Here is a 12022-nt window from a genome sequence, read left to right as displayed (position 1 = left end):
TGGAAGATGCCCGCAGATCTCCGCTGACCCACTTCGCTATCACACATCACGCGCTCTACCATCTTACTCTGAGGGGCGTCGTTCGTGGATCGCTTACTATCAAGTCTCGCGCGCCATTGCCTGCGAAGCCGGTCGCCCTGATCGGTTGCGGGCAGCGTATCGAGTCCCGAGTCAAGGGTAAGCCCTTCGCACGCGGCCGGTAGGCGGCGCGGGACGCCGCAAAGCCATGGGTAACCTCTCGGTAGCGCACCGACGCCGAACGAGCCGTCACTCCGCCGGTAACTTACACGGTCAGCGCGTCTAGGCGCAGTTAAAAAAGCGGAGTTAGGCAGATCGACTGGCTTGCCGTTCTTGCGTGTAGACACCTGCGCCCATATCCGCAAATGTGACGGCGCATGCGGTCGAAGACCATGTTCAGTCGGGGCAGTACGTCTGCGATAACCCTTCAAAACAGCGCGGAACGTGCCGCCAACCTGCTGTAGACGACGCGACTCTTGAATCGCGCACCCAGGATGCTGCGCACTTAGAACGTGCACCACTGTTCCCTTTCAAATGCAAATGCCCGGTACGCAACCGCCAAACCCGCGCAGGCACGAACACTAACCACTCCACGCGAGGGACGTCGAGAGAGAGCGCTGAACAACGCTCGGAGCTACGCCTGGCTCCGCACTGAAGACGGGCGAAACACGATCGTCGCGCCCGACAGTCACTCCCTGGCTGCCAGCCGCACCGCGGCCCTTGAAGCGCTGAACGCTAAAAGACCAAAAGCATATGCTCAAGTGAGCATATGCTTTTAACGATCGAGCATCTCCTTAAGTGAGAATTTCTTTTTAGAGATATGTAAACATATGCTCACGTTAGATATCCAGTGAGCATATGTTTTTTGAGGGTAGAAAGGCAATACCGGGGCCCCTGCATGCTAGCGCAGGCGCTCCTTCCACCATCTTTGTTTGAATGGTTCCGACAGACGTTCAGGTCGCGGCTCTAATCTTCGCCACCGCGCCGGACTTTCTCAACCCTACCCCCGTGGTTGTCCGGATTTCCCCGACGCGCCACCGGTTCCACCCCGTCCACGTCAGCGGTCACCACCGAGGCTCTTCAGTCGGAAGAGGCGGCTCTACGTCGGGCGGCTCGTGCTCGGCCGACGCGTGACTATTACTGTATATCACCCCGATGAATGCATCGTCAACACTAAACCACAAGGAGATTTTAATGCGGGCTCGGGCCACGAGAAAACTCTCTCCAATCAAAAGGAGATTTTGGAGAATGCATTAATGAAGATATTTTTCTCAATACATATTTGTGCAGGAATTGAAAAGTCTGCGGACGAATCGCCGTTGGAGTTCGATTGCGAGTCGCACGTCGAAAGTCTTTACTTTGGATGTCGCCGTCGGCGGCGTATTCGCATAAATGCGACTGGCACATCGACAGCCACGCGAGCCCATTCCGGTTATGAGCCTCGTAGTGCTCTGCCCCGGTCAGCGCTCAACCTCTGGATGCACTCTTGCAGACTTCACGCGAAGGACGTTGCCTTCCGGCGTGATCTTTCGGGGAATGTGGTTGAAGGTCGGGTCGGATGCAGCCGAAGGACGCGACCTCCTTAGAGCGACGGCCACGGGAAGAATCTGGCGAGTGCGAGCCGGCGCAGTGCGGATAGCAACGCGCCGTCGTTGCATCGACTTATAAGAGCGGTGCGTCGTCCGTTTGACAACCACTGGCCCGCGCGCTTCTGGCGGACCTCAAACTTCGGAGTAGTGCCCGCCAGCAATGGCTGCCGGCGCGAACGTGGCTACAAGCAAGCCCGAAAGCGTATGCTTCGTTGACAAATCCTATCCTCCCGTCGCATCTCCCGCACCCTGGGCGAATGGTCAGGCGCGCGGCATTTTCGCACGCGTGACAACCCTCGGAGGGGTATTGGGAACTTCGTGTTGGAACAGGTTCACACGAAATTTCCATATCCAGCGCTATAGGCCTTTTGTGAAGGTATCGAACTGCTCCTTCCAATCGGGATGCCAGCGCGAAAGCGCGGGACGGTTCTGCGCTACGTCTTCCGCGCCCCAACGGATGCGGGCGGCATCGAGGGCAGGCGACACCGTGTTGTCCGGACAGACAATGTAGAAGTCACCTTTTGAGACCCGCTCGACCATCAGGTCAACCACCTGGTCGGCAGTCCACGCGCCGGCCGGTTTTGCGCTTCCCGAGCCACGAGTCATGCCGGTGAACGTCCACCCGGGAACAAGAAGATGTGCACTGACCCGAGCGCCTGTTTCCTCTCTCAACTCGTGCTGAAGTTGCTCTGTCAGCGTCCGGACACCGGCCTTGGCCACCGCATATGCGGGATGACCTGGAGGGTTGGTGATTCCCTGTTTCGATCCAGTATTGACAATTGCCGAAGGCCCAGCCTGCGAGATCATCGCGGGCGCAAAGGCATGGGTCCCGTTGATAACGCCCCAAAGGTTGATGTCAAGCACGCGCCGCCACGCCTCGATGCCGCTCCAGCTCTTGTCCTCTTGACCCGAGATCGCCGCATTGTTCATTAGCAGATCAACGCGCCCGAACGTCGCAAAGGCTTCATCCCTGAGGCGCTCGATGTCTCCCATTCGAGCGACATCTCCGGCGACGACCCGGACGTCGGTTTTCAGTTCTCCCGCAAGCTCGGTCAGCTTTGTTTCCTCGAGATCGAACAGGGCCAACTTCATGCCCCTCGATGCAAAGAGGCGAGCGGCCGCAGCGCCTATGCCACTCGCCGCGCCCGTGATAACGGCCACAGCGTCCTTCACGAATACCTCTTTCATCGGTTCGTCTCCATGCAGTTGGTTTGGATAGAGTGTCAGCGTTTGGCTATCCTACCCCCTCGCACAGGTGGGAATCGGCAGGATACCCGCGGCCTCGGTCATTCTCTTGCCGAGCGGCGCGCCGTTTTCCGCCGCCGCGTCGTTCCTGATGAACGCACTGCCTCCCCGCACCGCGCTCGATCACTTAAGTTGCCAATCGGCTCGACGTTGCTGGTCACGCGATCTGTCGGTGCAGTTTGCGCCTACGCCATCGCACTCACCAGCCACGAAGACTCGCGCCTGGTGGCAGTTCGGCAATCTTGAATGATGAATTCCGTTTCGGCGAAAGCAGCGCAACTTCGCTCAGAGCGGCCGACCAAAAGCGCGCTGTGTCGCCAGCGCCTAGGTGAACTGAGCACTGACACCACGTGGCTGGTTCACACGCGAAACCGCCAATAAGAAAACGTCACATTCACTGGTCAGCAGTCGATGTCGGTTCGCGCGAAGTGTCGTGCCACGCGCTGCGGCTTTGATCCGCTCCCAGCAGTTCGACAACTTTGCGCTGGGTCCGGAAGTCTCAAGCCTGACGAACCCCGCCACGGTCCTCGGGAACAAGGTCCGCGAACAAAGTCGAGACGCTATCGAGATCTTCAAGTGTCATCAGACGCTCGACCGCTTTTTCAACTTGCGCTGATGAAAGGCTCGCGCTTGCGTTGGCGCGGAACTTGCCGATAAGGTCTTCGTCGCTTGCGCGATACTCTTCATTTTCTAGCGTCAGCCAAAAAGCGAACTCTGCGCTTTCGATAAATTGTCGCCCCCTAGCCCGCACCCGCACGCGGCACGGTCGGCGCTCAATATACGATCGGCCCTCAACAGCAAGCTCCTGGTGACGCGTTTCCTCGGCACGAGGATAGTCTGAGATGGTGACCTTCTGCATAAAAGCTCGAACACGTGTGTCGTCGCGTACCGCCTGGCTTTGCCACGCAGAGGAGACACGGACCCTATGCGCAGCTACAGCAATGGCGTATGCGAGGTTGGTTTGAGTGTCAACGTTGTGGCGAATTTCGTCGAAACGAAACCGTGGCTGTAGGGCGAAGGCCTCGTTCTCGATGTGCACGGCTTCAATTTCGTCCGGGTAAAGATCATTGTCGCCGATGAGCTTCGAGAATGCTCCGAGCGGCGCCTGCAAATTGCCAGCGCAAGGCCAACGCTTGTACATCACTCGTAGCACGTTCCATTGATCGCCCAACCCCTTCGTAACGCTCTCGGAATCAAACTTCGCCGATCCAACCATCGCCGCGAAACCGTATTCACCGTCCAAGACGCTTCGGTCGCCCTGGTAACCCATGCTCGCGAGAACGGCGGCCGTTACCCCCCCTTGGGCGGTCCATCCGGCAGGGCCGTACTTCGCCATCCCACCGCCCTCGGGCGTCGAAAGAAACTTGTTGTGCGACGGCACCGGTGCCAGGTAACCCGAAAGTCCTAGTGCATCGGAAGTGGCCGTTTCAGAAAGGCGCAGAACTTTGGCTGCGCCTGCTGCGGCCCCGAAGCTATCGAAGCTGAGCCCCCAACTGGGGGAGATCCCGCCAGTTGCAAGACGCATCGGGGAAAGCGCGAGACCAACACGCGATGCGACCTCATGCGCCAGAGCGACAGCGACGACCAGATCCTTGCCTGATGCGTCGCTCGCATCCGCCAACACCAGTGCGGGAGCGGTGACATACGGAGAAACGTGCGCGGGCGGAAGTATCGGGCAATGGTCCGTCGCATGAATCAACTCCGCGTTTGCGAACGCCGCCGCGGCGACTGGGACCCGGTGCCGCGTTCCGAGGATTGCCGCCTCGGGATGTCCGCCTGAGCGCCGCGCAAATTCAATCGCTATCCGGCCTTTGTCAAGGCTTCCAGAGCCAAGCGCGCATCCGATCACGTCCAGTAGGATTCTCTTTGTCTCGCGAACCACCGTATGCGGCAAATCGTTGAACGTTGTCCTCGAAACGAACTCGGCCAACTCTTGCGTAGTGTTCGAAACCGCTGTCATCTCAGGCCCCTCCGGGCGTGGAGGATCGCGTTGCAACGGGTGATGCTGCCCCGTGCGTTTCCACGTTCATCTCATCGTAGCTGGAGATTCTCGTGCGCACCAACGCGAGCAGTACGACCGCAAGGGCAAGACAGACTGCCGGAACGATCAAGCCGAAAGCGACGTTGCCGTTGGCAGCAAGCTTTCCGATGAGTATTGGAGCTACAAATCCGGCGAAAGAAGCGATAGAGGTCATGATCGGGAGGACCACGACTCTCTGGCTCGTACTGAGCAGCTCGGTGATGAACGCCCACATCGGTGGGCTGTAGGACACAATACCGATCGCAAGAATACAAAGACTGACCAAACCAGGCACCGGTGCGTGGCGGAACGCCATACTGGCCACCAGGCCCACTCCTCCGATGACCAGACAGGCAATGACGATACCCCGCCGGTTCGTCAGTCGATCTGAAATACGACCGACCACTAACATCGCTATGCCAGCGCAGATATAAGGCAGCGCTCCGACAAACCCAATGTTTGCCGCCGAGTACGTAGGGTTCATTTGCTGAACGATCTGCGGCAAGAAGAACGCCATACCATAGTTCCCAATGCTGCTCAGGAACGCAACAGCAGAGAGCAAAATCACTCGCGGGGTGCGAAAAGCGCGAAGGATGCCGCCAAGTTGATGCGCTTCATTGGCGTCATTCGAGGGAACGGCGGCGCTCTCGGTTTTGATCCTGCTCTCGAGCCAGCGACTTTCGGCCGGTGTGAGCCAGTTTGCCTTGGTGGGGCGATCAGCAAGAAACAAGAGGATATAGATACCTACGAGGACTGCCGGCATTCCCTGCAGAATGAACAGCCATTGCCACGGCTCGAGGCCCAGCCAGTGCCCGTAATCGAGAATAAGCCCCGCGGTTACGCTGCCGAGGATGAGCGCAACTGGCTGCGCGAACACCATCGTCGCCAGTGCTCGGCCACGATTCTCTCGAAGAAACCAATAGGACAAGAACAGCAGCAATCCTGGGAAAAGCCCAGCTTCCGCGGCGCCCAAGGCGATACGGGAGACGAAGAGGCTGGTTGTGTCCCATACGAAACCCGATAGAATAGTCACGATCCCCCAAGTAATCGCGATCCGGGACAACCAAATGCGCGCACCGACGCGCGACAGTATAAGGTTACTTGGGAGTTCCAGAATTACGTACGCGATAAAGAAGATGGCCGCCGCAGTTCCATAGCTGGCAACGTCGATGTGCAGCGAATGCGACATCTGCAACTGAGCGTAACTGATGGTCGAACGATCCATGTAGCTACACATGTAAAGCAGGAAAGCAATCGGTAGGATGGCGCGTTTGACTCTCGCGGTAACACGCGCCCCGTCTACCATCGCCTCCCCTTTAGAACCAGCGTTCTCACGTTCCGGCATACGCGCTCCTTAAGGTTACCATTACTGTTAATGTGCAAAGCGAATGCGGGGCGCGGTGGTGAGGGGGCGAATACCCATACGTACATCGTATTGCTGCCTCACCAATCGACGACCAACGTGAGCACCGATCTCGAACGGAGAAAGCGAGCGCGCTGAGTAACTTGCCGCAGGTCGCCCGACTAGCTGAACAGCGCTGAACCAGCTGCGGATGCGAAGAACCTGGCGAACTGCGGTAGCGCTCGCGCCGGGTGCCAAAAAACCTCGTCCGCAGCGCCGCGCCTCGCGCTACTTAGCAGCACCAGACGCGTCCCAGGTGATCAATCGGAGGCCTCAACCCGACCGTACGAACGCAGTCGCTGTAACTGGCGCAGGCTATGAAAATGACCCGCGCGGCATAGGCTCTCCGTCATCCCTAAAAGCGGAATCAATGCCAACAGGAAATCCGATGTGCTGTGGGTTCGAGCATCGAAAGGCGGCGCCTGCTATCCAGGACTGGCGGGCATCTGAGAAGTCGTCTCCGTAGTCATAAGACCTAGATATCGTTGTGACTTAATTCTGCACCTCCTCCACACTGGGGGTACAGTTTGTTTTTCTTTGTTCGTTGGTAAGCTGGCGTGACCTTAAGCGCCTCCAGCTCTGCGCCTACCCAGCACTCACGATCCGTCCGAACAGCCCCCACTCCTCCCGACTACCAAAGTCGAGCGGCGACGCCGCGGACCGTCAACATCTCATGCGCCATCGCGTTCGACGTTATAGCGGAGCCACACCACGCCGCCGTCAAGTGTCGCTGTCGACATGTGCCGGAGCGACTGTCCCGATGCAGGCTTTTCGTCAGTTTCACCCGAGTATTCAAACACGCTCGGTACTCCCGCAAGTCCATCAATTCCCGGATAGATGAGAAGACTAATCTCGTCGATCAGGCCTGCCTTCAGAAAGGCCCCGTTGATGATTCCTCCTCCCTCCAACAATATCGAGCGCACGCTGAAGTCCTGTGCGAGCCGTTCCATCGCCATCCCTAAATCATTGCCGTCCGGGCCTGCGAAAAGGTATGACACACCAGACTCTTGTAACTCGTGAAGGTAGCTGTCTGGAACGTCATCTCCTAGCACGGCGATTACATGATTTCCCTCCGCAGTGTTTGTGTGGTAGTGCAGCTTCCCGCGTGGGTCGATGGCTACGGAGAACGTTTTGGCTGACGGGTCCGCCACATATGTAGAACGGGGAAGATTCCCCGATATAGTCCCCTCGGACGGCTTTCCCTTCGCAAAGTCCTCCATCGTTTTTCTACCGACCATCCATCCGTCTGCGTTCAATGCTTTCGCCACTTTCTCATAAGTCGGGCTGATGATGCCCTTCTCAACACCGCTAGCAGGCGGCGTCCATCGTTCAGTGAGAAGGCGGCCATCGATGGAACTGATCATGTGGCAGATAATCCTAGGGCGCATAAAATTCTCCTTTTCTAAGGCCTTTGGTGCGCTGCCTATGGCATTTGGCTCGGGCGAGGACCGGCGTCGACGTGCCCGATACCGCCAGCCGTTCCCTTCCAAATCACGGCGACAGCACAGACACGGAATAATAGTCGCTGAACAAGCTGCAATTCGTGAGACTCTTTCATAGGCGTGATTAGTGGCGATACGAACGAATTACAAGTCTAGAACCAACCGATCCGTCATCGACTTAGAGACGCATGGTGCAATCAGACGGTTACATTTGCGCTCGGTTGGAAGAAGAAATGAGTCTCGATGGTCCGGAATCCCCTCCAACACGGTCGAAAGACAAGAACCACAAGTGCCCTCAAAGCACGACGACGGAATCACAATTCCTGCTTCAGCGCAGGCGTCAATGATTGACTGCCCGGGAAGGACGGAAAGTTCGATATTCGAGCGTTCAAGCCGGACGCTGAATGCCTCCAACGCGCCTTCGGCAGCCTTGCGGGCCCCGGGCTTCGGTGCAAACCATTCGGTGTGGAAAGCGCGACCCGCAGCAGTCGCAGCGGCTTCCAGGTCGAGCAGAAATCCCTGCGAGCCGCAAGCATAAACGGCAGCATCACCACTTGCAGCCAAGAGGGCATTGAGTTCGGGTCTTCCCGTCGAAGAGGTCACGTGGACACGCGCCTGTCTGTGCGCACATACGTCTTCCACGTATGCGAGCCTATCGAAACTGCGTCCGACATAGTCCAGCCGCCATTTTGCACCGGCCTTATTCGCGGCCTCTATCATCGAGAGAATCGGGGTGATGCCGATCCCGCTCGCGAGAAAATGGTAGCTATTAGCCGGCTTCAGGGTGAAATTGTTCCTTGGCCAGCGAACGCGGACGGTCTCGCCAACGTTCATCCTGTGAATCGCGTCCGAGCCACCGCGCCCTGCGACCTCGTGCAGGACAGCGATTCGCCACTGGCTCACATCCTCGGGGTCGCCGACCAACGAATAGGACCTTGTAACGTCGCCGGGAAGCACAAGGTCAATATGCGCCCCCGCCGACCACTCGGGCAGCGTAGCGCCCACTGGCGGTCGCAGTTCCAGTTCAACAATGCGCTGCGCCAACGGGCGGATCTGCGAGACCGTCAGCACCAGTTCCTTGTGACCGGATCTCACGCTCGTAGCTGCTGTCCGCGCCGACCGCGCGATGAATCGTACCGGCAGCTTTGATGGTCCAAGGTGAGACCATGTACTGAATTCGGGTTCGCCGGTCAGCACGAAGTCGTCCGTCATTGACAGCAGCTCTTCGACTGCAATGCGGAGTTGCGCACGGGCCAAAGACGCGCCGACGCACCGATGAACACCGTATCCGAAGGCGATATGCTTATTCGGCCTGCGATCGATGTCGACGGTATCCGCATTCTCAAACTTCGCCGCATCGCGGTTCGCCGCGGCGACCATCAAAGCGACTTTTGATCCTTTGGGAATATGAACACCTTCGACGTCGACATCGCATGTTGTTCTTCGGCCTACCAGCCGGACCGGTGTCCAGGCGCGAAGAATCTCCTCGATCGCCTGCGGAATGAGCTTCGGTTCATCTCGCAGTCGCTTCTGGTCGTTCGGCGTCGACGCCAGGTATCGAATGATGCTACCAAGAGCATTAGTGGTCGTTCCATGGCCCGCCTGTAGGAAGAGGCGAATCGTCCCCGCTACGTCCTCGTGAGAGAGCCTTCGGCCGCCGACCGTTTCGTTAAGCAAAGCGCTAATCACATCATTCGGGTCATACGGCGCCTTCCTTCGGGCATTGACCACTCCGTCAATGTAGGCATAGATCTGGTCGTTCGACTCCTTATGGACGACAGTGTCGCCTGCCGCACCCGCGTCGATGATCCTGTTTACGATTGTTTTGATCGTATGAGCGTCTTCCACCGAGATACCAAGAAAGATGCACTGCACCTGGATCGGCATGAAAAAGGTGAACGTCTCAACCGCGTCCGTTTCACCGAGGGAGATACAACGCCCTATCAGGTCGCGCGCGGCTCGGCGGATCACAGGCTCAAGGTGGCGAATGCGATCCGGAGTGAAGAATCGATTCAGGATGTCTCGAAAATCGCCGTGAAGGGGCGGATCCACTTCGGCAGGTGCACGTGGAGGGCGATCCGGCCCTGTAGCTTCCGGAATCGGAGTCTTCTGCGCGCTGGTGAATGTCTGAAAGTCGAGCGCAGCCTTGGTCACGTCTTCGTAACGAGTAAGCGCATAAAAGCCACCGAATCGGTCACTCCAGGCGACCGGGCATTTCTCACGTAGTTGTGCGTGAATCTCCGTAGGGTCTCCATGGTGAGCGGGGTCGAGGGGATCCCAGTCGGGCGATGGCTTTGACGACATCTTTAATGCTCCTTCAAAATCAATTGTCGAAATATGAAAACTTCTCGGGGTCGCTACGTCACGCACGGCGTCGACCGTGGGTAAAACCTGGTTGCCTGATACCGACCGATCCGTGCGCTCAAACGGTGGCTGGAGATGGGTCCCCAGCCACCCGTTGGCATCCACCGTCTAGTCGTTTCGAACCGGCGTCATGATCGTGTCGCCTATCGTGTCGGGCTCCGAATCCGGATCCAGGGATTCAAGCGACCGCCGGTTGGTCTCAATCCCTGACACCGCCATCAGCAACGCGACCGCAAGGTACGCTGCTGAAAGCGCTCCAATCACTCCACCGATCCCATAGTTATTGAAAAGCGCCAGCACGATTGTCGGCGACACAATAAGTCCCGCGCGCCCGATCGCTTGTGCCAAGCCTGCGCCACGGAAGCGGAACTCTGTGGAGAACAGTTCGGGGTTGCATCCCGAGGCCATGATTAAAAACGAGGAAACCGACGAGACCAGTAAGAAGCCCCCAACCGTGATAACAAGGTCCGTTTTGAGAAACGGATAAGCGGCGCCGAAAATCGCGCATACAACCCCGAACATCACGAGCAACCAACGACGTCCCAGACGGTCAGCGATGGTCGCGCAGAGCAGCGGCCCAGCGATCCATCCCCCCATCATCGCCGCATTGAAGCCGAGCGACCGCGTAACGCTCATGCCCTGCTTGACGAAGAACGTCGGCATCCAGCCCGTCAGGGTGTAGGAGCCAAACAGTCCGACCACCATGATCGCGATCGCCAGCAACGTACGTTTGATGACCGGGCGTGAGAACAGAACCGAGTAAGGGATCCATCGGGGCTCTGACTGAGGGACAGGGATAAACGGAGGCAATGGTCCCTTGCGACCGACCTCTTCCTCAATGCGCTGGAGTATGACTTCCGCCTCATCGCCTCGTCCCATGCGTTCAAGCCAACGGGGCGATTCTGGCAGCTTGCGTCGTTCCCACCAGATCCAGAGCGTGCCGAGCCCTCCAATCAGGAACATTGGACGCCATCCGAATTCCGGAATCACTACCCATCCAACCAGCGAAGTGACGAATACGCCAATCCCGCCCACGAGCCCAAACCATCCAAGGTATCTTCCGCGATGGCCTGGCGGTACGAATTCGGTGATAAGACCCCAGCCCATAACGTACTCGGCGCCCATGCCAATCGCCATGACCGCGCGCATTGCAATCAGCCAGTGCATGTCCGGAGCCATGGAAGACGCCACTGCCAGCGATCCAAAGATCAGCAGATTAAATTGGTAAGCGAACCGTCGCCCCAACCTGTCGCTGAGCCATCCGGCCGCTGCCGCACCGATCGTCAAACCGGCGAACGTGACTGACATGAACAAAGAATTCAGTTCGAGCGTCGACCAGCCACTCTTCAACAATGACGCGAGCACCGAGCTCGATAGCGTGTTGTCGAAAGAATCGAAAAACCCTCCCCACGCTACCAGCCAAAATACGCGCCGATGAAATGGACTAATCGGAAGACGGTCGAGTCTTGCCCCTGCATTCACATTGGTCGCCATCATCGATTTACTCCTTCAAACCGCGCTTCGCGGTTTCCGACAAGAGCGTTATCTGAAATGAATGCAAGCCTTTGAGCGCAGGCAGTTAATAAACCCTGACATTTTTCGCGTTTACCAATAATTGACCATCTCAACGAGACGAGAAACGCTCTAATCCAAGCTCGAGGACGTGCTTTTCCCATGCATTTGATGCCGTTCATGGTAGTCTCCTGTGTTTCTTATCTAACTTCTATAATTTCGAATCGGCCTGCGAAATCGCCGGACAGCCCTGGCCGCTCAGGCTGATGCGGCCACACAAATCCTCTGCAAAACACGCGTTACGGTGCTCTTACGAGACGCCTCGTGTTACCCTTTGGTCGTCGAAGACGATCCCAAAAGCAACTTGCATAAACGATCTCCCTCTCACTAAAAAGCGAGATATGAATCTAATAGCGTGGCGTGTTTCCAG

Annotated in this window: 7 protein-coding genes; all 7 read right to left on the bottom strand. The window is 57.6% G+C overall.

Going from position 1 to position 12022, the window contains the following annotated elements; all coding sequences use genetic code 11:
• Positions 1–1964: 1964 nt before the first annotated feature.
• The 7 genes from QCE49_RS32795 to QCE49_RS32765 all read right to left on the bottom strand — a co-directional run bounded on the left by QCE49_RS32795 (position 1965) and on the right by QCE49_RS32765 (position 11774).
• Positions 1965–2795, bottom strand: a complete 831-nt coding sequence (locus QCE49_RS32795) for an SDR family oxidoreductase (RefSeq protein ID WP_250459425.1) — start codon at positions 2793–2795, stop codon at positions 1965–1967.
• Positions 2796–3351: 556 nt separating this feature from the next.
• Positions 3352–4812 carry an MmgE/PrpD family protein gene (locus QCE49_RS32790; RefSeq protein WP_250459414.1) on the bottom strand — a complete coding sequence of 487 codons (1461 nt, stop codon included), beginning with the start codon at positions 4810–4812 and terminating at the stop codon, positions 3352–3354.
• 1 nt (position 4813) lies between these two features.
• Positions 4814–6217, bottom strand: a complete 1404-nt coding sequence (locus QCE49_RS32785; RefSeq protein WP_250459412.1) for an MFS transporter — start codon at positions 6215–6217, stop codon at positions 4814–4816.
• Positions 6218–6945: 728 nt separating this feature from the next.
• Positions 6946–7662: a dihydrofolate reductase family protein gene (locus QCE49_RS32780; RefSeq protein WP_284508435.1), complete on the bottom strand. Its 717-nt coding sequence runs from the start codon at positions 7660–7662 to the stop codon at positions 6946–6948.
• A 198-nt stretch (positions 7663–7860) separates the two neighbouring features.
• Entirely contained in the window at positions 7861–10020 is a 2160-nt protein-coding gene (locus tag QCE49_RS32775; protein WP_250459408.1) for a cytochrome P450, read from the bottom strand.
• 168 nt (positions 10021–10188) lie between these two features.
• The gene (locus tag QCE49_RS32770) at positions 10189–11577 is read right to left on the bottom strand and encodes an MFS transporter (RefSeq protein ID WP_250459406.1); all 1389 of its coding nucleotides are present in this window, start codon (positions 11575–11577) and stop codon (positions 10189–10191) included.
• The gene (locus QCE49_RS32765; RefSeq protein ID WP_250459404.1) at positions 11574–11774 is read right to left on the bottom strand and encodes a hypothetical protein; all 201 of its coding nucleotides are present in this window, start codon (positions 11772–11774) and stop codon (positions 11574–11576) included. The genes QCE49_RS32770 and QCE49_RS32765 overlap by 4 nt, the downstream gene beginning before the upstream one ends.
• Positions 11775–12022 lie beyond the last annotated feature (248 nt).

Origin of the sequence: Caballeronia sp. LZ008, assembly GCF_031451435.1 — a bacterium.
GTDB classification, from domain to species: Bacteria; Pseudomonadota; Gammaproteobacteria; order Burkholderiales; family Burkholderiaceae; genus Caballeronia; species Caballeronia zhejiangensis.
The sequence above is the reverse complement of the archived record's forward strand: the minus strand, read 5'-3'. Positions and strand labels throughout refer to the sequence as shown.

Excerpts from the sequence above, each read along its gene's own strand:
- QCE49_RS32795 (WP_250459425.1), bottom strand. The coding sequence starts at position 2,795 with ATGAAAGAGGTATTCGTGAAGGACGCTGTGGCCGTTATCACGGGCGCG.
- QCE49_RS32790 (WP_250459414.1), bottom strand. The coding sequence starts at position 4,812 with ATGACAGCGGTTTCGAACACTACGCAAGAGTTGGCCGAGTTCGTTTCG.
- QCE49_RS32785 (WP_250459412.1), bottom strand. The coding sequence starts at position 6,217 with ATGCCGGAACGTGAGAACGCTGGTTCTAAAGGGGAGGCGATGGTAGAC.
- QCE49_RS32780 (WP_284508435.1), bottom strand. The coding sequence starts at position 7,662 with ATGCGCCCTAGGATTATCTGCCACATGATCAGTTCCATCGATGGCCGC.
- QCE49_RS32775 (WP_250459408.1), bottom strand. The coding sequence starts at position 10,020 with ATGTCGTCAAAGCCATCGCCCGACTGGGATCCCCTCGACCCCGCTCAC.
- QCE49_RS32770 (WP_250459406.1), bottom strand. The coding sequence starts at position 11,577 with ATGATGGCGACCAATGTGAATGCAGGGGCAAGACTCGACCGTCTTCCG.
- QCE49_RS32765 (WP_250459404.1), bottom strand. The coding sequence starts at position 11,774 with ATGAACGGCATCAAATGCATGGGAAAAGCACGTCCTCGAGCTTGGATT.